Origin of the sequence: Verticiella sediminum, assembly GCF_007558815.1 — a bacterium.
In the GTDB taxonomy this organism is placed as follows: domain Bacteria; phylum Pseudomonadota; class Gammaproteobacteria; order Burkholderiales; family Burkholderiaceae_B; genus Verticiella; species Verticiella sediminum.
This window is the reverse complement of sequence record NZ_VLTJ01000024.1, coordinates 33,943-54,693: the sequence shown is the minus strand read 5'-3', so window position 1 is coordinate 54,693 and position 20,751 is coordinate 33,943. Positions and strand designations below refer to the sequence as shown.

Annotated in this window: 17 protein-coding genes and 1 pseudogene; 15 read left to right on the top strand and 3 right to left on the bottom strand. The window is 70.1% G+C overall.

The features are described 5' to 3' along the window. Positions 1 to 228 precede the first annotated feature (228 nt). The 8 genes and pseudogenes from FOZ76_RS12220 to FOZ76_RS12185 all read left to right on the top strand — a co-directional run bounded on the left by FOZ76_RS12220 (position 229) and on the right by FOZ76_RS12185 (position 9,000). Positions 229 to 1,470: an SfnB family sulfur acquisition oxidoreductase gene (locus FOZ76_RS12220; RefSeq protein WP_143948545.1), complete on the top strand. Its 1,242-nt coding sequence runs from the start codon at positions 229 to 231 to the stop codon at positions 1,468 to 1,470. A 13-nt stretch (positions 1,471 to 1,483) separates the two neighbouring features. Continuing rightward, positions 1,484 to 2,707: an SfnB family sulfur acquisition oxidoreductase gene (locus tag FOZ76_RS12215; protein WP_143948544.1), complete on the top strand. Its 1,224-nt coding sequence runs from the start codon at positions 1,484 to 1,486 to the stop codon at positions 2,705 to 2,707. Continuing rightward, positions 2,707 to 4,083, top strand: coding sequence for an LLM class flavin-dependent oxidoreductase (locus FOZ76_RS12210; protein WP_143948543.1), 1,377 nt, complete (start codon positions 2,707 to 2,709; stop codon positions 4,081 to 4,083). The genes FOZ76_RS12215 and FOZ76_RS12210 overlap by 1 nt, the downstream gene beginning before the upstream one ends. Positions 4,084 to 4,097: 14 nt before the next feature. Beyond that, positions 4,098 to 4,691, top strand: a complete 594-nt coding sequence (gene msuE, locus FOZ76_RS12205) for an FMN reductase (RefSeq protein ID WP_143948542.1) — start codon at positions 4,098 to 4,100, stop codon at positions 4,689 to 4,691. After that, a pseudogene (locus FOZ76_RS12200) lies at positions 4,691 to 5,904 on the top strand (acyl-CoA dehydrogenase family protein). The gene msuE and the pseudogene FOZ76_RS12200 overlap by 1 nt, the downstream one beginning before the upstream one ends. Continuing rightward, a complete protein-coding gene (locus tag FOZ76_RS12195; RefSeq protein WP_246129467.1) occupies positions 5,901 to 6,998 on the top strand; it encodes a sigma 54-interacting transcriptional regulator in 1,098 nt (365 codons plus the stop codon). Before FOZ76_RS12200 ends, FOZ76_RS12195 begins: the two are co-directional and overlap by 4 nt. Continuing rightward, positions 6,995 to 8,146, top strand: coding sequence for an FMNH2-dependent alkanesulfonate monooxygenase (ssuD, locus tag FOZ76_RS12190; protein ID WP_143948540.1), 1,152 nt, complete (start codon positions 6,995 to 6,997; stop codon positions 8,144 to 8,146). The genes FOZ76_RS12195 and ssuD overlap by 4 nt, the downstream gene beginning before the upstream one ends. After that, positions 8,143 to 9,000: an amidohydrolase family protein gene (locus FOZ76_RS12185; RefSeq protein WP_143948539.1), complete on the top strand. Its 858-nt coding sequence runs from the start codon at positions 8,143 to 8,145 to the stop codon at positions 8,998 to 9,000. The genes ssuD and FOZ76_RS12185 overlap by 4 nt, the downstream gene beginning before the upstream one ends. A gap of 43 nt (positions 9,001 to 9,043) precedes the next feature. Here FOZ76_RS12185 and FOZ76_RS12180 read toward each other — a convergent pair whose 3' ends face one another. Further along, entirely contained in the window at positions 9,044 to 11,554 is a 2,511-nt protein-coding gene (locus FOZ76_RS12180; RefSeq protein WP_143948538.1) for a mechanosensitive ion channel domain-containing protein, read from the bottom strand. 307 nt (positions 11,555 to 11,861) lie between these two features. On the opposite strand from FOZ76_RS12180, the gene glyQ reads away from it, so the two are divergent. The 7 genes from glyQ (at position 11,862) to FOZ76_RS12145 (ending at position 18,708) form a co-directional block, all read left to right on the top strand. Next, positions 11,862 to 12,779 (top strand): glycine--tRNA ligase subunit alpha, encoded by a 918-nt coding sequence (gene glyQ / locus FOZ76_RS12175; RefSeq protein WP_143948537.1) that lies wholly within the window; start codon positions 11,862 to 11,864, stop codon positions 12,777 to 12,779. Beyond that, the gene (gene glyS, locus FOZ76_RS12170) at positions 12,776 to 14,944 is read left to right on the top strand and encodes a glycine--tRNA ligase subunit beta (protein ID WP_143948536.1); all 2,169 of its coding nucleotides are present in this window, start codon (positions 12,776 to 12,778) and stop codon (positions 14,942 to 14,944) included. The genes glyQ and glyS overlap by 4 nt, the downstream gene beginning before the upstream one ends. Positions 14,945 to 14,964: 20 nt before the next feature. Beyond that, a complete protein-coding gene (gmhB, locus tag FOZ76_RS12165; protein ID WP_143948535.1) occupies positions 14,965 to 15,501 on the top strand; it encodes a D-glycero-beta-D-manno-heptose 1,7-bisphosphate 7-phosphatase in 537 nt (178 codons plus the stop codon). Between the two features lie 2 nt (positions 15,502 to 15,503). Further along, positions 15,504 to 16,238: a lysophospholipid acyltransferase family protein gene (locus FOZ76_RS12160; protein ID WP_143948597.1), complete on the top strand. Its 735-nt coding sequence runs from the start codon at positions 15,504 to 15,506 to the stop codon at positions 16,236 to 16,238. Next, complete coding sequence (locus FOZ76_RS12155) at positions 16,225 to 17,106, top strand: M48 family metallopeptidase (RefSeq protein WP_143948534.1); 882 nt, start codon at positions 16,225 to 16,227, stop codon at positions 17,104 to 17,106. The genes FOZ76_RS12160 and FOZ76_RS12155 overlap by 14 nt, the downstream gene beginning before the upstream one ends. Positions 17,107 to 17,117: 11 nt before the next feature. Further along, positions 17,118 to 17,513, top strand: a complete 396-nt coding sequence (gloA, locus tag FOZ76_RS12150) for a lactoylglutathione lyase (RefSeq protein ID WP_143948533.1) — start codon at positions 17,118 to 17,120, stop codon at positions 17,511 to 17,513. A 142-nt stretch (positions 17,514 to 17,655) separates the two neighbouring features. Further along, positions 17,656 to 18,708, top strand: coding sequence for a Bug family tripartite tricarboxylate transporter substrate binding protein (locus FOZ76_RS12145; protein WP_143948532.1), 1,053 nt, complete (start codon positions 17,656 to 17,658; stop codon positions 18,706 to 18,708). A 21-nt stretch (positions 18,709 to 18,729) separates the two neighbouring features. On the opposite strand, the gene FOZ76_RS12140 is transcribed toward FOZ76_RS12145, so the two are convergent. Beyond that, on the bottom strand, positions 18,730 to 19,641 hold the full coding sequence (locus tag FOZ76_RS12140; protein WP_143948531.1) for a LysR family transcriptional regulator: 912 nt from the start codon (positions 19,639 to 19,641) through the stop codon (positions 18,730 to 18,732). 35 nt (positions 19,642 to 19,676) lie between these two features. After that, entirely contained in the window at positions 19,677 to 20,681 is a 1,005-nt protein-coding gene (locus tag FOZ76_RS12135; protein WP_143948530.1) for a Bug family tripartite tricarboxylate transporter substrate binding protein, read from the bottom strand. Positions 20,682 to 20,751: the final 70 nt, after the last annotated feature.

Here is a 20,751-nt window from a genome sequence, read left to right as displayed (position 1 = left end):
ATAGACAACTGAAAAGAGCCATTGCGGCCCCGGGCTGGCCAATACTGCGCAAGTGGCCTGGCCACAACCCCCCAACTGCCGCATTAGCTTATGGGCCCAAACGATCTTCTCCATGAATATCAAGGCCTTGCGCAATCCCGGGATACCCATATCCAAATGCGAAATGCGTCATTCCCGTGAACGGGCTTCGGTGGTGGAATATCGCCATCGCCCCGTTCTCCTGATTCCATGACCCAACAAACTCCCGCGACCGATCCGGCCCGCCGCGTCGCTCCGCCCGGCACCGTACAACGCATCGCCGACGACGCAGAGGCGCTTGCCGTGGCGCGTGAACTCGCCGCCGTGTTCCGGCGCGAGGCTGCCGAGCGCGATCGGCAACGCCGCCTGCCCTGGGACGAGCTGGACCTCTACAGCCGGAGCGGCCTGGGCGCGATCACCGTGCCCCGCGCCCATGGCGGTGCGGACGTGAGCTATCGCACGCTCGCCGAGGTCTTCGTCATCCTGTGTTCGGCGGACGCATCGCTCGGGCAGATTCCCCAGAACCACTTCGCCCTGCTGCAAAACCTGCGCGACATGGGCTCGCCCACGCAACAGGCGCGCTGGTTTGCCGCCGTCCTGCAGGGCCACCGCCTGGGCAACGCGGGCCCCGAACGCAAAGCGCGCGCTGCACGCGTCACCGACGCGACGGCGCGCATCGTACGTTCGGCGCACGGCCTGTCGGTCTCGGGCACGCGCTTCTACTCGACGGGCGCGCTGTTCGCCCATTGGATTCCGTTTCGCGCCGAGGACGAAGCGGGCCGCCCGGTGCAGGTGTGGGTCCCCCACGATGCGCCGGGCGTGCGCGTCATCGACGACTGGGACGCCTTCGGCCAGCGTACGACCGCCAGCGGCACCGTCGTCCTCGACGACGTGCCGATCGAGCAGGACGACGTGCTGCCGCTGTACGCCCACACCGATCGGCCCAACCTGTCCGGCCCGGTATCGCAGTTGATCCAGGCCGCGATCGACGCCGGCATCGCGCGCAACGCTTTCGCCGACGCGCTGGACTACGTGCGGACGCACACGCGCGCCTGGGTGGACGCCGGCGTGGCCGCGGCGACCGACGACCCCTACATCATCCAGGAAGTCGGCGAGCTGGCCATCGCGGTCGAGGCGGCCGAGGAAGTCCTGTTCCAGGCGGCCGACCGGATCGACGCGATCGCCGCGCTCCCCGTGACAGCGCAGAGCAGCGCAGAGGCTTCGGTGGCGGTGGCGGAAGCCAAGGTGCTCACGACCGAAGCCGCGCTGTTCGCCAGCGAGCGCCTGCTCGAACTGGCCGGTTCGTCAGCCACCCGCGCGCAGCACAACCTCGACCGCCACTGGCGCAACGCACGCGTGCACACGCTGCACGATCCGGTGCGCTGGAAGCACCACCTCATTGGCAACTACCTGCTGAACGGCGCGCTGCCACGCCGTCACCAATGGAATTGAAGGCCTGCCCGACATGACCCTCGAACTTTCCGACCCTCCCGCCGCGACCGGCGGCGTGCACCGGATCGGCGACGACGCCGAAGCGATCGAGCTCGCCCGCGCGCTCGCCGAAGACTTCGCGCTCGAGGCGCGCACACGCGACCAGGAACGACGCCTGCCGTATGCCGAGGTAGAACGCTATTCGCGCAGCGGCCTGTGGGCCATCACCGTGCCGCGCGCACATGGCGGCGCCGGCGTCTCCACGCACACGCTGACGCGCGTCATCGCCCTCGTCGCGGCAGCCGACGGCTCGCTCGGCCATATTCCGCAGAACCACTTCTATGCGCTCGAAGCGCTGCGCGTCGGCGGCACCGAGGCGCAACAGGCCTTCTTCTACCAGCGCGCGCTGGCGGGCGATCGCTTCGGCAACGCGCTGGCCGAGATCGGGCACAAGGACTATCGCCGGCGCACCACGCTGCGCCGCGACGGTGCCGCCTGGCGGCTCGATGGCCGCAAGTTCTATTGCACCGGCGCCCTGTTCGCCGACTGGATTCCCACGCTCGCCGTCAGCCAGGACGAGTCCGGCGAGAACAGCCACCTGGTGTTCGTGCCTGCGGACGCGCCGGGCGTGCAGGTTACCGACGACTGGGACGGCTTCGGCCAGCGCGTGACCGGCAGCGGCTCGGTCCATCTGCAGGACGTGCACGTGCAGCCCGAGTGGATCGTGCCCTTCAAGGCGTCGTTCGAGCGGCCCACGACCATCGGCCCGTTCGCTCAGATCATGCATGCCGCGATCGATGCGGGCATCGGGCACGGCGCGCTCCAGGCGCTGCTGCCCTGGGTCCGCGAGCATGCCCGCCCGTGGGTGGACGCGGGCGTGGAGCGCGCCGACCAGGATCCGCTTCTGGTGGCGCAGATCGGCGACGTGCACGTGCGCCTGCGGGCGGCCGACGCCTTGATCGCGCGGGCCGCGCGCATCGTCGATGCGGCCCGCCGCGCCCCGGACGAGCAGAGCGTGGCCCGGGCTTCGGTGGCGGTGGCGCAGGCCAAGGCCGCGAGCACGCGCGCCAGCCTGCTCGCGGCCAACAAGCTGCTCGAGCTCGGCGGCACCTCGGCCACGCTGAACCGGCACGGCCTGGACCGCTACTGGCGCAATGCACGCACCCACACGCTGCACGATCCGGTGCGCTGGAAATACCACGCCATCGGCAACTATTACCTGAACGGCCGCATTCCACCGCGCCACGGAGCCATCTGATGTCCGGCCCGAAAAAGCAGATCCTGGTCAATGCCTTCACGATGAACTGCGTTGGCCACATCCACCATGGCATGTGGACCCATCCGCGCGACCGCTCGCTCGAACACGGCGAACTCGGCTACTGGCTCGACCTCGCGCGCACCCTGGAGCGCGGCCTGTTCGACGCGGTGTTCATTGCCGACATCATCGGCAACTACGACGTCTACGGCGGGAACGTCGACGTCACGCTGCGCGAATCGGTGCAGATGCCGGTCAACGATCCCTGGATGCTCGTGTCCGCCATGGCGAGCGTCACCGAGCACCTGGGCTTCGCGGTCACCGCCAACGTCGGCGCGGAACATCCCTACACCTTCGCGCGTCGACTGACTACGCTCGATCAGCTCACGCGCGGGCGCATCGGCTGGAACATCGTCACCGGCTACCTGGACAGCGGCGCGCGGGGCCTGGGCCTGGACGGCCTGGCCGCCCACGACACCCGCTACGACCGCGCCGACGACTTCCTCGCCGTGGCCTACAAGCTGTGGGAAGACAGTTGGGATGACGACGCCGTACGCGCCGATCGCGCCGCGCGGCTGTATGCCGACCCGGACAAGGTGCGGCCGATCCAGCACGACGGGCCGTTCTACCGGGCACAGGGCTATCACATGAGTGCGCCCTCGCCGCAGCGCACGCCGGTGCTGTTCCAGGCGGGCAGCTCCGGGCGCGGCCAGCGCTTCGCTGCCCGCCACGCCGAAGGGATCTTCATCCATGCGCCCACGCCGCAGGCCGCGCGCAAGGCCACGCGCGAACTACGCCAGGCAGTCGCCGATGCGGGCCGCGACCCGTACGACGTGCGGATCTACGTCGGCATCGCGGTCGTGCCCGGAGCGACCGACGCCGAAGCCCACGACAAGCTCGCCGAGTATCTGCGCCATGCGAGCCCGGAAGGCGGCGTCGCGCACTTCGCCGCGAGCACCGGCATCGACTTCGCGCGCTACGGCCTGGACGAGCCGATTCCCTATGGCGAATCGAATGCGATCCAGTCCGCCGCGAGCGCCGCGCGCGAACGCAACGCGACCCGGCGCCAGTTGCTCGAACAGCATGCGCTGGGCGGGCGCTATCACGTCGTCGCCGGCACCCCGGCCAGCATTGCCGACGAGCTCGAACGCTGGGTGGACGAAGGCGACATCGACGGCTTCAACCTCACCCGCATCGTCACGCCCGAGTCCTACCAGGATTTCGCCGAGCTCGTCGTGCCCGAGCTGCAGGCGCGCGGGCGCTACCGCACGGCCTACGCCCCCGGCACGCTGCGCGAGCGGCTGCTGGGCGGCAACGGCCGGCTCGCTCCCCGCCACGCCGGCGCACGCGCACAGCGCCTGGCCGACCTCACCTTCTGATGCCCCGACCCGCCATGCCCCTCGCCCATTCGCCCCGCCCCCTGCGCGCCGTCCTGCTCAACGGCAGCCTGTCGCGCCCGTCCCGCACCCAGCAACTGCTCGAGGCCATCGGCGCCGCGCTGCAGGATCACCGCCCCCTGGAAATCGTGTCGGTCGAACTCGCCGACCTGGTCCCGCATCTCGGCGGCAGCCTGTCCGCGCAGACGCAGAGCGCGGCCGTGCGCCAGGCCATCGCCACCCTGGGCGAAGCCGACCTGCTGGTGGTCGGCTGCCCGGTGTTCCGCGGCAGCCTGCCCGGCCTTTTCAAGCACCTGCTCGATCTCGTCGAGCAGGACGCGCTGATCGGCAAGCCCGTCCTGCTCGCGGCCACCGGCGGCAGCAGCCGGCACGCATTGGTGATCGATCACCAGTTGCGCCCGCTGTTCGCCTTCTTCCAGACACTCACGCTGCCAATCGGCGTGTATGCCACCTCGGCCGACTTCGCCGATGGCAGGATCGTCGACCCGGCACTGGCCGCACGCGTGCGCCTGGCCGCCGAACTCGCCGCGCCGGCGCTGGCCCATCTGGGCGGCCCCGCGCGCACCGGCTGGCTGGAGCAGGCGGCATGATGCCCGCAGCCACGGCCAGGCACGGCGACCTGGCGCCGGCCTACGACGTGCCGCGCGGCGAGCCGCTCGCCGTCGCCCGCGCATTGGCGCGGCAGTTCGCGGCCACCGCAGCCACGCGCGACCTGGTCGGCGGCACGCCCAAGGCCGAGCGCGACGCACTGCGCGAAAGCGGCCTGCTGGCGCTCGCGATCCCGCGCGACTATGGCGGCCTGGGCGCCGACTGGACGGAGACGCTGGTCACGGTGCGCGCCATCGCGCAGGCCGACGGCTCGCTCGCCCACGTGTACGGCTTTCAGCACCTGCTGCTCGCCACGGTCCGCCTGTTCGGCCAGCCCGGGCATGGGAACCCTGGTTCGTACAGACGGCGGCCAAACGCTGGTTCTGGGGCAACACGCTCAACCCGCTCGATCGCCGCACGCTCGCGCACCGGCGCGACGGCTGGTGGGAGTTCTCCGGCAAAAAGAGTTTCTGCTCCGGCGCGCTCGACTCGCAGATGCTGATCGCCTCCGCGCTCGACGAGACCAGCGGGCGGCTGCTCATCGCCGCGATCCCGACCGAGAGGCGCGGCATCTCGCTCAACGACGACTGGAACAGCATCGGCCAGCGCCAGACCGACAGCGGCTCCGCCCTGTTCGAGAAGGTGCGCGTCGAGCACAACGAACTGCTGCTCGACCCCGGGCCGCTCGCCACCCCGCTGGCCAGCCTGCGCCCCTTGCTTGCCCAGCTCACCTTCGTGCAGCTTTTCATCGGCCAGGCCGCCGGCGCCCTCGAGGCCGCGCGCCACTACACCCTGCACGAAGCCTACCCCTGGGTCCGCTCGCCCGCCGAGCGGGCTGCCGACGACCCGCACGTGCTCGCCCGCTATGGCGAGTTCTGGGCAGACCTGGAAGCGGCCATCGCGCTCGCCGATCGCGCCGCGGCGCAGTTCGACGCCGCCTGGCGGCAGGGCGACTCGCTCGACTGGGATACGCGCGGCAAGCTGGCGCTGGCGATCGCCGCCGCCAAGGTGAGTTCGGCCCGCGCAGGGCTGGCGATCACCGGCGGCATGTTCGAGGTCACCGGCGCGCGCGCCACGCATGGCGCCCTCGCTCTGGACCGCTACTGGCGCAACGTGCGCACCCAGACGCTGCACGACCCGTTGCACTACAAACTGCAGGAGCTGGGTGAATGGGCGCTCAAGGGCGAGCTGCCATCCCCGTCGTTCTACGCATGACTCGCCCCGATTCCACACCTGCGCTTGCGGCATGGCCGCTGCGCGCCGCGCCGGGCCAACCGCTGCCGGGCAATGCCCGGATCTTCGAGGACGAGCGTTCGCGCGCGTTGCTCGACACCATGCGGCGGATCGGGCCGACTGACGCCGGCATCCTGATCGTGGGCGACACCGGGTCCGACAAGGAGACCGTCGCGCGCCATCTGCACGATCTCAGCCGGCGCCGGGACGGCCCCTTCGTGTCGGTCAACTGCGGCGCGCTGTCCGAGCCGATGGTCGATGCCGAACTCTTCGGCTACGAGCATGGCGCCTTCACCGGCGCATTCGGCGGCCAGCCCGGATGGCTGGAGGAAGCCCACGAGGGCACGCTCTTTCTCGATGAACTGGAAGCCTTGCCGCTCGCGGTGCAGACCCGTCTCGTGCGGGCCATGCTGGACAAGAGCGTGGCCCGGCTCGGCGGACGCACGCGCCGCCGGGTGGACGTGCGCGTGCTCGCCGCCGCCACCCCGGAGCTGGAACAGCGCGTCGCCAGCGGAGCCTTTCGCAAGGATCTCTACTACCAGGTGAGCGTGGTGCGCCTGTCGGTCGCGCCGCTCGCCGAGCGTCCCGGCGACATCCTGCCCCTCGCCCGGCACTTCATCGCCACCTACTGCCAGCGCCTGGGCCACGCACGGGCCGAACTCACGCCGGCGGCGCAGTCGGCGCTGCGCGAACATGCCTGGCCGGGCGACGTGCGCGAACTCGAAAACGCCATCCATCGCAGCCTGCTGCTGGCCCAGGGCCGCCGCATCGATGTGGCGGCCCTGGCGCTGCAACCCGCGCCGGCGGCGCCCATGCCCGAAGCGGGCCACGGCGGCTCCGACCTGGAGCGCGCGCTGCATGCGCTGTGCCGCAGCGAAGCCGAGGGCCTCGAACAGCAGGTGCTCGACCATCTGCTGCTGGCCGCGTGGCGCCACAACCGCTGCAATCAGGTACAGACGGCGCGCCAGCTCGGCATCAGCCGCAGCGTCGTGCGCGCCCGCCTGCATCGCCTCGGCCAACTCGCGCCGCCCGCCGGGACGGGCGCCGCCGCCCCCCCAACGGAGACGACCTCGTGAGCCCCGACATTTTCTGGTTCCTGCCCACCTCGGGCGATACCCGCTACCTGGGTACCTCGGCATTCGGCCGCGCGCCCTCCAACGCGTATCTGCGCAGCATCGCCACCACCGCCGACGAACTGGGCTATGACGGCCTGCTGATTCCCACCGGCAGCTCGTGCCTGGACCCCTGGGTGGTGGCGGCCAGCCTGGTCCCGGTCACCCGGCGCATCAAGCTGCTGGTCGCTCTGCGCACCTCGCTGGGCGGCCCCGCGCCGGCCGCCCGCCAGGCGGCCACCCTGGACCAGGCGCTGGGCGGACGCCTGCTGCTCAACGTCGTGCCGGGCGGAGACGCGGCCGAGCTCGCCGCTGACGGTGTGTTCCTCGCGCACGACGAACGCTACCAGGCCGCCGACGAATACCTCGCCATCTGGCGTGCGCTCATGCGCGGGGAGACCGTGGATTTCGAGGGGCGGCACCTGAGCGTGCGGCAAAGCCGCAACCTCTTCCCGCCGGTGCAGCGGCCCTATCCGCCGCTGTATTTCGGCGGATCGTCCCCGGCCGCTCACGAACTCGCCGCCAGGCACGTCGACGCCTATCTGACCTGGGGCGAACCGCCCGCCGCCGTGGCGCAGAAGATCGCCGACGTGCGCGAACGCGCCGCCCGCCATGGGCGCACCCTGCGCTTCGGCGTACGCCTGCATGCGATCGTGCGCGAGACCGCGGCCGAGGCCTGGGACGACGCCGACCGCCTGATCAGCCATCTGACCGACGAGGACATCGCCCGGGCGCAGCGGGTGTACGCGCAGATGGACTCGGTCGGCCAGCAGCGCATGGCCGCCCTGCACGGCGGCCGGCGCGACCGGCTGGTGGTCGCGCCCAACCTCTGGGCGGGGGTGGGCCTGGTGCGCGGCGGTGCGGGCACCGCGCTGGTCGGCAGTGCCGACGAGGTCGCCGCGCGCATGTACGAATACATCGAGGCCGGCGTCGATACCTTCGTGATGTCCGGCTATCCGCACCTGGAAGAAGCCATCCGCTTTGCCGAGCTGGTCTTCCCGCGCCTGGGCAAGGCGGCCGTCACGCTGAGCGACCGCGCGCTCACCGGCGGCGCCTTCGACGGTCGCGCCACCCAGCCGGTCCAACCCTCACCGACGCAGGAACCTGCATGACCCGCATCATCGACATGCGCTGCCGCCCGGCGTATCTGCACGACTTCTTCGGCGCCACGCCGGGCTCGCCGGAACACGCCACGGCGCGCTGGCTGAACCGGCGCGTCGGCACGCGCGGGCCCGACGACCACTTCGAGCGCTCGCTCACGCGCGACGGCTTTCTCGCGGAAATACGCGACGCCGGCCTCGCGCGCGCGGTGGTCGTGGGCCGGCACACGCCGGCCCAGCAACTGCCCAACGATACGATCCGCGAGATCGTGGGCGACAGCCCGCTGCTGCTGGGCATCGGCGCGGTGGACCCGGCCCTGCAGGGCACCGACGCCGCGCTGGCCGAGGCCGCGCGCGCGATCGACACCCTGGGCCTGGCCGGTATCGATCTGGAGCCCGGCTTCGGCGCGCCGGCCCGGCATCCGGACGACCCGGTGTACTGGCCGGTCTACGAGTACGCCGCGCGGCGCGGCGTGCCTGTGTTCCTGATGAGCGGGCCGACCACGCCCGACCTGCGCCACAACGACCCCGCGCCGCTCGCGCGCGTGGCCCAGGCGTTCCCGGACCTGCCGCTGGTCGTCTACCACGGCTACTGGCCCAATGCCCAGCAGGCCGTCGGCCTGGCGTTTCGCTACGCCAACGTGCACCTGGTGCCCGACATGTACCTGTTCCAGCCCGGCAGCCAGGTCTATGTGCAAGCCGCCAACAGCTTCCTGCGCGAGCAGTTGCTGTTCGGTTCGTCCTATCCGTTTCGTCCGATCCGCCAGAGCATCGAGGATGCCGGCGGGCTCGGCCTCGGCGACGCGGCGCTGCAGGCATTCTTCCACGACAACGCGGCGCGCCTGTTCGGGCTGGACGGCGGCTGACCCGCGGGCGAGCGGCCCGGGATGGCTACCGACTCGCCGCGTATCACGTGCGCTCGGGCTGAGGCGCGGGCGGTTCCTTGCGCTGGCCGTCCTCGTCGTAGACGGTGTCCAGCTCGTTGCCCAGCACGTCGGCCTTGTCCTTGGCGTGCGCGGGCTGCGCCGCGGCGAGCGGCCGGAACATGGCGCCGTTGCCCGGCGCGTTGCCTTCGAGCACCTCGCGCGCCTCGACCGTGTGGACGTTGGCGGCGGGCGCCTGCCCGTTCTTGTCCTGGCCGAAGTAGACCACCGTATGCGGGTACGGCAGCTCGATGCCGGCGGCATTGAAGTGCTTCTTGACCAGGCGGTTGTACGCCCGCTGCACCGCCCACTGCATGCCCGGGGTGGTCTTGATGAGCACGCGCACGGTGAAGCCGCGCTCGTCGAGCTTGGTGACGCCGGCGATGGTGATGTCCTCGAGCAGCTCGGGGGCCAGCACTTCGTCCTGCTGCATCTCGTCGTAGGCCGCGCGCAGGTGGAAGAACACGTCGTCGACGTTCTCGCGATGCGCCACGGTGTACTCGCCCCAGTGGTACGAGAAGTCGCGCATGTGGTTGGACACCTTGTCGACCGAGGAAAACGGGATCAGGTGATAGCCGCCATCCAGCGTGCGGATGCCCACCGAGCGGATGGTGAGCTTTTCCACCGTGCCGAAGATGCCGGCCACCTCGACCACGTCGTTCTGGTTCATGCCGTTCTCGAGCTGGATGAAGACGCCGGTGATGACGTCCTGCACCAGCTTCTGCGCGCCAAAGCCGATGGCCAGGCCGACCACCCCGGCGCCGGCGATCAGCGGGCCGATGTTGATACCGATCTGCGAGAGCAGCACCAGCACCGTCATGGTCACGATCACCACCAGCGACGCATTGCGGAACAGCGACAGCAGGGTCTTCTCGCGCGCGCTGGGCAGCTTGGTCTTGCCCGCGGCGTCGGGGCCGAGGTTCAGGCGGTGCTCGATCACGCTGGCGATGACCGTCCAGACGGCCATGGCGACGAACAGGATGATCGCCACGCGCACCACGGTGCCGATGAACGCCGCTCCGCGCTCGGAGGCGACCCACGCCGACAGGTTGAACGCGTGCCAGGCATCCAGCACGATCAGCGCGACCGCGACCAGGATCACCAGGCGCAGGCCCTTGAGCGTCGCGGGCACATAGGAATTCAGCCGCGCCTCGAGCATCGGCAGGCGGCGGTTCAGATCGGCCGACAGGCGGATGTGGCGCGACAGCAGCAGCGTGAGGATGGCCGAGATCAACATCCCGATCCCGACGGCCAGCACGGTCTGTGCGGTGGCGGCGGCCATGAAGGGCAGCGCGCCGGCCGGATCGACCTGGCTGGCCACCAGCAGCACGGTGAAATAGGCGATGGCCAGCACGTGCCAGGTGCGCGCCAGCACGCGCAGCAGCGTGCCGAAGAACGCCGTCGAGGCATGCTGGGCGCGCCGGGTGATGCGATCGCGGATGAGCTTGCGGTTGCGCCAGATCACCGACACGGCGTAGACGTACACGCACAGCATGATGACGAACCCGGCGAGCTGCCCGATGGCCGGCGACAGCATCGCGCCCAGCACGGGCACCACCACCAGCAGGCCGTAGCCCGCAATGCTCACCAGACGCTCGAGCCAGCGGTCCCAGTACTTGGCGACGTCATCGGCCATGGGCAGCAGGCGCAGGTTCTCGAAGCGCGTGGCAAACACCATGCGCACCAGCGCCCGCGCGATCTCGACGGCCACGAAGGCATTCACGAACAGCATGTCGAAGATGCCCACGAAACCGCGCACCCCCATGAAGACGGCCGTGCCGTAGCCGACCGCGCCCGCGAGCAGGATCACCGCCACGTCCACCACCAGGGCGAGGACGATGGCCGCGACTCGCGTGGACCACAGGTGGACGCGGCTGCCCAGGGCGGAAAAGCGCGTGCGCAAGCCGGGCTCGGCGGCGGGCGGGGGCGTCTTGCCGCGATGCACGACCCACTGGTCCAGCCGGCGGAAGAGGCCGGTCGCCAGGGCGCGCAGGATCAGGAAGGCGACGATGGTGGCCACGGCGACGACGGCCAGTTGCCCCAGCATCGCCGGCCAATCGACCACACGGCTTGCGGGCTGCGCCTCGCCCGTGAAGAGATCGCGCAGCGTGACGGCGGCGGTGCCGGCGTCGTCGATCAGATCGCCCACGAAGCTCTGCATGCCGTCGGCGATGCGCCCGGCCAGCGACACCTCGGCCAGGCGGTTGTTGGCTGCAGCCTGCCCGGCCCGGTCCTGGGCCGGGGAAGCGGTTGCAGGCGGCGTGGCCGAGGCGGGATCCGCCGCCGCGCTCGTGGCCGGCGCCGCGGCGCCGGCGGGCGGCTGCTCCGCGGCCAGGGTGCGCAACTGCTCGATGAGCCGCTCGCGCGTCGCGTCGTTCTCGAGCACGTCGGCCAGCGTGCCGTAGTTGGCCGCGGCCGAAGGCGCCGACGCAGAGGCCTCGGCCGCCACCGCGGTCTGCAGGAAGCACACGCTGCACAGAACGACAAGCCAAGCCATCAGCCAACTTCGGCCCCACGTCCCGATGCGCTCGAAACTTGGGGAATGGATCGGGATTGCTTGTCGTCTTGCCACTACGCAGGTCCTCCGGTTGAGCGCGCTGCGAAGCCTCGGACGCCCCGCCTACGAGTCGCGCTGGTGAGGCGGGCATTGTCGCCCGAACCCCCGGATCCGGCCAAATCGGGTGGGTTCGCCCCTGGCGGGGGCGATCTAGCCGCTAAAATAGTGGATTCGCTTGCGAAAAACCCGCGCCGGGCGCGAAGCCCCCGGGCGCCGCGCATGCAGACGCAAATACGATGGGCTTTCCATGCTTACCTTTCAGCAACTGATTCTTCGCTTGCAGGACTACTGGGGCAACCAGGGCTGCGCGCTCCTGCAACCCTACGACATGGAAGTAGGCGCGGGCACCTCGCACACCGCCACCTTCCTGCGCTCGCTCGGCCCGGAACCCTGGCGCGCGGCCTACGTGCAGCCCTCGCGCCGGCCCAAGGACGGCCGCTACGGCAACAATCCGAACCGGTTGCAGCACTATTACCAGTATCAGGTAGTCCTCAAGCCCGCCCCCCCGGACATCCTCGAGCTGTACCTCGGCTCGCTGCGCGCCATCGGCATCGACCCGGCGGCGCACGACGTGCGCTTCGTGGAGGACGACTGGGAGAACCCCACGCTGGGCGCCTGGGGCCTGGGCTGGGAAGTCTGGCTGAACGGCATGGAAATCACGCAGTTCACGTACTTCCAGCAAGTCGGCGGCCTGGACTGCAAGCCCATCACGGGCGAGATCACCTACGGCCTGGAACGCCTGGCCATGTATCTGCAGGGCGTGGAGAGCGTCTACGACCTGGTCTGGACCGAAGGTCCGTCCGGCGTCATCACCTACCGCGACGTGTTCCACCAGAACGAAGTCGAGCAGTCGACCTACAACTTCGAGCACGCGATGCCCGAGATCCTGTTCGCGCACTTCAGCGACTACGAGAAGCAGGCGCAGGCCCTGCTCGCGCTCGAGACGCCGCTCGCCCTGCCCGCCTACGAGTCGGTGCTGAAGGCGGCGCACACCTTCAACCTGCTCGATGCGCGCGGCGCGATCAGCGTGACCGAACGCGCCGCCTACATCGGCCGCATCCGCAACCTGTCGCGGGCCGTCGCACAGGCCTACTACGATTCCCGCGAGCGCCTGGGCTTCCCCATGCTCCCGGGCGCCCAAGCTGCACAGAAGGAACCCGCATGACCGCCGGCACCGACCTCACCGTCCGCCCCCTGCTGGTGGAACTGTTCACCGAAGAACTGCCGCCCAAGGCCCTCGCGCGCCTGGGCCAGGCCTTTGCCGACGGCATCGCCCAGGGCCTGGCCAAGCGCGGCCTGATCGCCGGGGGCGCCGCCGCGCCCGAGGGCTATGCCAGCCCGCGCCGCCTGGCCGTGCTGCTGCCCGCCGTGCTCGCGCAGGCCGCCGACAAGCCCTACAGCGAGAAACTGATGCCGGTCTCGGTCGGCCTCACCGCCGAGGGCCAGGCCAGCCCGGCGCTCTCGAAGAAGCTCGCCGCCAAGGGCCTGGCCGACATCGACGTGGCCAGCCTTGAGCGCGAGTCCGACGGCAAGAACGAACAACTGGTCTACCGCGGCATCGCGCGCGGCGCCGTGCTCGCCGCCGGCCTGCAGGAGGCCCTGGACGAGGCCATCGCCAAGCTGCCCATTCCCAAGGTCATGAGCTATCAGCTCGCCGACGGCCAGACCACCGTGCGCTTCGTGCGCCCGGCCCACAGCCTGATCGCCCTGCACGGCGAGGACGTGGTGCCGGTCACGGCGCTGGGCCTGGAAGCCAGCCGCGTCACGCGCGGCCACCGCTTCCAGGCGCCGCGCGACCCGCTCACCGTCACCGCCGCGCAAGACTACGCGCGCGACCTCGCCGAGCACGGCAAGGTGATCGCCTCCTTCGCGGAACGCCGCGCACAGGTCGAGCAGCAACTGCGCGCCGAGGCCGCGCGCCTGGGCGCCTCCCTGGGCGACGAGGCCGACGTGGCGCCGCTGCTCGACGAAGTCACCGCCCTGGTCGAATATCCCACGGTGTACGTGGGCGAGTTCGAGCCGGCCTTCCTGGAAGTGCCGCAGGAATGCCTGATCCTCACCATGCGGCTGAACCAGAAATACTTCCCGCTGTTCGACGCCGACGGGCGCACGCTGACGAACCGCTTTCTGATCGTGAGCAACATGCAGCTCGACGATCCGGCCAACATCGTGCAGGGCAACCAGCGTGTGGTGCGCCCGCGTCTGGCCGACGCGCGCTTTTTCTTCGAAACCGACCGCAAGGCCACGCTCGAGAGCCGCGTGCCCGCCCTGGGCAGCATCGTCTACCACAACAAGCTGGGCAGCCAGTTGCAGCGCACCGAGCGCGTGGCCGCGCTGGCCGGCTGGGTGGCCGAGGCCATCGGCGCGGATGCCGCCGCCGCGCGCCGCGCGGCCACGCTTGCCAAGGCCGACCTGGTGTCCAGCATGGTGGGCGAGTTCCCCGAGCTGCAGGGCATCATGGGCGCCTACTACGCCGCCAATGACGGCGAGAGCGCCCCGGTGGTGCAGGCGATCCGCCGCCAGTACGACATCCGCCTGGACGCCCCGGTGGCCGCCGACACCGCCGCGGGCGCCGCGCTCTTCATCGCCGAACGCGCCGAGACGCTCGCCGGCATCTGGGCCATCGGCCTGCAGCCCACGGGCGACCGCGACCCCTACGGCCTGCGCCGCGCGGCGCTGGGCCTGATCTCCGCCTTCGAACAGCTCACCGCGGGCGGCCAGCTCGACGTGCGCAACGCGCGGCCGGCGCTGACGCTGGACGCGTTGCTCGAGCGCGCGGTGGCGGGCTTCGTCCCGGCCGTGGTGCCGCAGGACAAGCCCGCCGGCCTGGTCGACGAGCTGCGCGGCTTCGTGCACGAGCGCGTGCGCAACCAGCTCGGCCAGCAGTACGAGCGCGACGTCATCGACGCCGTGCTCGCCCTGCAGCCGCCGCTGCACCAGGTCCAGGCGCGCGTGGCCGCCCTCGCCGCCTTCCGCCAGCAGCCCGCCGCCGAGAGCCTGGCGGCGGCCAACAAGCGCATCGGCAACCTGCTCAAGAAAGCCGAGAACGTGGGGGCCGAGGTCGACGCGGCGCTGCTCAAGGAGCCCGCCGAACAGGCGCTGGCCGCCCAGGTGCGCGAACTGGCGCCGCAGGCGCAGCGCCAGGCCGCCCAGGGCGACTTCGCCGCGGCGCTGACCACCCTGGCCGGCGCGCGCGAGGCGGTCGATACGTTCTTCAACGATGTCATGGTGATGGCGCAAGATCCCGCCGTGCGCAACAATCGCCTGGCCCTGCTCGCTCAACTGCACGGGCTGATGAACCAGGTGGCGGATCTGGGCCGCCTGGCTTGACGCGCTACGCGGGAGTCGCCATGAAACTCGTCATCCTGGATCGCGACGGCGTCATCAACCAGGACAGCTCGAACTTCGTCAAGACACCGGACGAATGCATCCCGCTGCCCGGCAGCCTGGAGGCCATCGCCCGGATGAACCGGGCGGGCTGGCGGGTGGTCGTCGCTACCAACCAGTCCGGCCTGGGGCGCGGCCTGTTCGACATGGACACGCTCAACGCCATGCACAACAAGCTGCGCGACGAACTCTCGGTGCTGGGCGGGCAGATCGAAGCCTTCTTCATCTGCCCGCACCTGCCCGACGAGCGCTGCGACTGCCGCAAGCCCCTGCCCGGCATGCTCCTGGACATCGCGCGCCGCTTCGATGTCGATCTCGCCGGCGTGCCCGCGGTGGGCGACTCCATGCGCGACCTGGAAGCCGCCGCCGCCGCGGGCTGCACGCCCTGGCTGGTGCGCACCGGCAACGGCGCGCGCACCGAGCATCAGTACGAACTGCCGCAAGGCACGCAGGTGCGCGACGATCTCGCGGCCGTGGCGCTCGCCCTGGAAGCCCTGTAATGCTGGCCCGGCTGCGCTCGACGCTCTACGCGCTCTTTCTGGCCATCACGGTCATTCCCTACGCCTTCGCCTGCACGCTGGCCGCGCCGCTGCCGCTGCACTGGCGCTACCGCTTCACCATGGGCTGGCCGCGCCTGGCGATCTGGGGCGCCCGGACCATCTGCGGCGTGCGCTACGAAGTGCGCGGCTGGGAGAACCTGCCCGCCGGGCCCGCGGTGGTGCTGTCCAAGCACCAGTCGGCCTGGGAGACGCTGTTCTACCCGTCGCACTTTCCACGCGAACTGTGCTTCGTCTACAAGGCCGAGCTGCACTGGGTGCCGTTCTTCGGCTGGGGCCTGAAGCTGCTCGACATGATCTCCATCGACCGCAACGACAAGCGCAGCGCGATGCAGCAGGTGCTCAGCAAAAGCGCCGCGCGGCTCGAGGAGAACCGCTGGCCGATCCTGTTTCCCGAGGGCACGCGCGTGCCGCCCGGACAGGTCGGGCGCTACCAGACCGGCGGCGCGCGCATCGCGGTGAACGCCGGCGTGCCCGTCGTCCCGGTGGCCCACAACGCCGGCGAGTGCTGGGCGCGCAACGCCTTCGTCAAGAAACCGGGGCTCATCACCGTCTCCATCGGCCCACCGATCGCATCGGATGGCCTGTCCGCGGCCGAACTCAACAGGAAGGCCCAGGACTGGATCGAAGGCGAAATGCGGCGCCTCAGCCCGCATCGCTATCGCGATGCGGCCGCCTGAGCCTCAGCTCGCCCTGCCGTGGGGCGAACCGGGGGCCGAGCCGCCGGCGCCCGCCGCGCACGCGCCCGCGTCCGCCGCCCCCCCGGCCGGGCCCGTGCGCGCGCAGCCGCCCGCCACGCTGCCGCCCCAGGCCCGCTGGCGCGAAGTGGCGCTCGAGGACCAGACCATCGGCTTCGTGCTGCAGCGCTCGCGCCGGCGCACCATCGGCTTTCTCATCACCGACGACGGCTTGCGCGTGACGGCGCCGCGCTGGGTCTCGCTCGCCGAGATCGACAACGCGGTGCGCGGCAAAGGGCGCTGGATACTCTCGCGGCTCGCCGCCTGGCAGGAACGCCAGCGCCGCGTCGCCCTGCATCGCACGCGCTGGGAGGACGGCGCGCGCCTGCCCTACCTGGGCGTGCAGATCGTGTTCCGCACCGGTGGCCGCGCGCGCAGCTACGACGGCGACATCGATGCGCCGCGCGATGGCGACGTGCTGTGGCTGGGCCTGCCGCCCGACGCCGACGCCGGCCGCATCCGCGATGCCGTGCAGGCCTGGCTGCAGGCGCGCGCCCGCGCCGTCATCGGCCAGCGGCTGGAATATTTCCTGCAGCGCACCGGCCTCACGATCAACCGCTGGCGCCTGTCGTCGGCACGCACGCGCTGGGGCTCGTGCACCAGCCAGGGCAACATCATGCTGAACTGGCGCCTGGTGCATTTTCCGGCCGGCGTCATCGACTACGTCGTCGCACACGAACTCGCCCATCTGCGCGAGATGAACCACGGCCCCGGCTTCTGGTCGGAGCTGGGCCAGATCCTTCCCGGCTACCGGGAACACCAGCAGGCCCTGCGCCAGCACGACCCGGCCAGCCTGCCTTCGTTCAACTAGGAGAAACCCACATGCGTATCCTGCACACCATGCTGCGCGTCGGCAACCTCGAGCGCTCGATCGCGTTCTACACCAAGGTGCTGGGCATGCGGCTGCTGCGCCAGAAGGACTACCCGGACGGCAAGTTCACCCTCGCCTTCGTCGGCTACCAGCCCGAATCCGAAGGCCCGGCGCTGGAGCTTACCTACAACTGGGACACCGACCAATACGACCTGGGCACCGGCTACGGCCACATCGCCCTGGAAGTCGAGGACGCCTATGCCGCCTGTGCGCGCATCAAGGAACTCGGCGGCAAGGTCGTGCGCGAGGCCGGCCCCATGAAGCACGGCACCACCGTGATCGCCTTCGCCGAGGACCCGGACGGCTACAAGGTCGAACTGATCCAGGCGGCGGGGCGGGAAGACTGAGGACGGCGGCCCACGGTCAACCTCCGGTAAAACCACGGCAAACGAATGGCAAACCTCGACGGGCGCGAAGCACCTACATTGAGGCTTCCGTCCGGCAGCGATGCGCACAAGCACCTGACCGGACCCCGAGGAGACATAACCCATGCCTATTTGCAAGCCCCCGACGATGCCGTCGGGCCATCAGGAGTCCCCACTCGCCGAATCCGCAACGCCCATTTCCCGCCGCCGGCGCCAGATCAGCCTTTTGATCGGCGCGGCATCCGTATTGCCCGCGCCGGTGCTGTCCGCGGAGCCCTACCCCAGCCGGCCCATCCGCATGGTATTGCCGAATGCGCCCGGCTCGTCCGTCGACACCATGGCGCGGCAGATCGCCCATTGGTTGACGGGGGCGGTCGGACAGTCCGTCGTGGTCGAGAATCAACCGGGCTCGGGCGGGGTGATCGGTGTGCAGCAGATCCTGCGCGCGCCCAAGGACGGTTACACGATCGGCGTCGTGGCGAACAACTTCAACATCAGCGCCTACCTGTACAAGCTGCCCTACGATCCGGTCAAGGACGTGGTGCCGGTGACGATAGCCACCACCGGCCCGATGGTGCTCCTGGTGAATCCCAAGGTCCCCGCCAACAGCCTCGCCGAATTCATCGCCATGGCCAAGGCGCGTCCGGACAACGCCACCGTCACCTACGGCAGCGCCGGCGTGGGCACGCTCGGCCATCTGGCAGGGGCGCTGCTGGAGTCGATGGCCGGCGTCACCATGCTGCACGTACCGTACAAAGGCCAGAACACCTTCACTACCGACTTGATGAGTGGGCAAGTGGAGGCCGGGTTCATCGCCCCCTCGATAGCGCTCCCGCTGATCAACCGGGGCGACCTGCGCGCGGTGGCGGTGTCCACCGCAACCCGGTTTCCGCTGCTGCCGGACGTGCCGACCATCGCCGAGGCCGGGCTGCCGGGCTACGAGATCGCCGGTTCGCAGGCCGTCATCGTGGCGGCGGGCACGCCGACCCATGCCATCGACCGCCTCAACACCGAGGTCGTCCGCGTCCTGAACTCTCCGGAATTGACCAGGTTCGTGGAAGAACAGGGCAGCCAGGTCGTCGGCAGCACGGTGGAGGAAGCGCAGCGCTGGTTCGCGCGCGACTTCGAGGTCTTCGGCCAGCTCGCGCAGCGCATCGGCCTGAAGCCCGAGAACTGAGCGATGCCCAGGCCCCGGGGGTCATCCGCCCTGCCCATCCCCCCGGGCCGCCTCGCGGCAATGGGCGAGGAAGAGCCGCGCCGGACCGGCCAGCCCTTCTTCGCTCGCGCTCGCGCGCACGCCCAGCAACAGTTGGCGCCGGGCCCACGGCTCGTCCAGTTCGATCACCTTGATGTCGCCGGCGCGCCGATAGTTGCGCGCCGCTTCGCGCGGACACACGCCCACGCCCAGCCCCGCGCCCACCATGCGGCACAGCGCGTCGCTGCTCTGCACGTGGATGCGCGTCCTCAAGCGGCCGGCGCTCTCGATCATCAGCAGGTGCACGATGGAGCTGCTGCGCCCCAGGACGATGAACTCGTACTCCAGCGTGTCCGCAAAGCGCACGTGGGTGCGCCGTGCCAGGGCGTGGCCGCGCGGCACCACCAGGCACAGGTGGTCGCTGCGATACTCGTACGTGGTCAGCTCCGGATTGTCCGCCGGGCCGAAGAAGATCCCGATGTCCACGCGCCCTTCGAGCACCGCGTCCACGACGTGCTGCGAGGTCGACTCGGTCAGGTCTATGCCCACGTTCGGATGCCTGTCGGCAAAAAGCTTGAGGTCTTCCGGCAGGAACTGGGCCACGGCGGAGCCCGCGGCCGCGACGCGCACCGTCCCTACCCTCCCCTGCGCAAGCTGCCGAAGCTCGACCTGCATCCGATCGACGCTGAAGATGATCTCGCGCGCGTGCTGCAGCAGGGTGTGGCCGGCGGCCGTCAACGTCATGCCACGCGCATGGCGCAGGAAGAGTTGGTTGTGGCTGGACTGCTCCAGGTCGCGGATGCGCTTGCTGACCGCGGCCACCGTGAGGTTGCACTTGTCGGCCGCGGCGGAGATGCTGCCGCTTTCGGCGACCGCGGCGAAGAGCTTCAGAGTCGTGAATTCGAGTTGCTTCATGGTGGACACACCTTAGGGCCGGCACGCGGGCAGGCTCAGTTCGCGGGGTTCAGGCCAATGCGCTGCGCGAGCTTGCCATAAACCTCGAAGTCGCGCGCGAACCAGCGCTGCGCCTGCTCCATCGTACTGCCCACGATGTCCGTACCCTGTTCATTCGCGTACTGCGTCACTTCGGGCGAGTGCATGGCATCCACGATCGCGGTGTTCAGGCGCTGCATGACGGCCGGCGGCGTGCCCGCCGCTGCGATGGCCGCCAGCGAGCCGTCGAGTTCATAGCCCGGCAGGCCCGCCTCGGCTATCGTGGGCAGGTCGGGAAAGCTGGCGGCGCGACGGGCCGCGGTCACCGCGATGGGGCGCAGACTTCCCCGCCTGACCAGCGGGACGGCGGCCGCCGTGGGCATGAAGCCGATGTCGATCTGTCCGCTCATGAGGTCGGTGATATAGGTGCTCATGCCCTTGTAGGGCACGTGCAGCAGCTCCACGCCGGACAGCGTGGTCAGCAACGCGCCCGCCAGGTGGGGGACCGAACCCAGCCCGGCGCTGCCGAAGGTGAGCGAGGTCTTGCCGGTGCGCGACCTCGCGAGCGCGAGCAGCTCCTGCAGTGTGTCGACGGGCAGGCCCGGGTTGACCGTCAACACCAGCGGCCCGCTGCTCAGGATCGATATCGGCACGATGTCCCTGACCGGGTCGTAGGGCAGCTTGTACAGATAAGGGCTGATGCTGAAGTTGTTCGAGACGACGCCGATCGTATGGCCGTCCCGGGGCGCGCGCAGGATCTGCTGCACGCCGATCACCCCGCCCGAGCCGGCGTTGTTCTCGATCACGATGGGCTGCCCGAGACTGGCCGACATGGGCGCCGAGATTCGCCGCGACATGGTGTCGACCGACGAGCCGGGCGTGTTGGGCACGACCAGCACGATGGGCCTGGACGGATAGTCCGGCTCCTGCCGCGCATGAAGCGCCGGCACAGGTGAGATCAGGCAGGCGCCGGCGGCCAGGAGCATGCGACGGCGACGGGCGAAGCGTCCAGGGTCTCGCATTGGAGTGTCTCCATTTTCTTGTGATTTTTTATGTAAGAAAGAGCAGACGCGATGCGTCTGCCCGGGAATG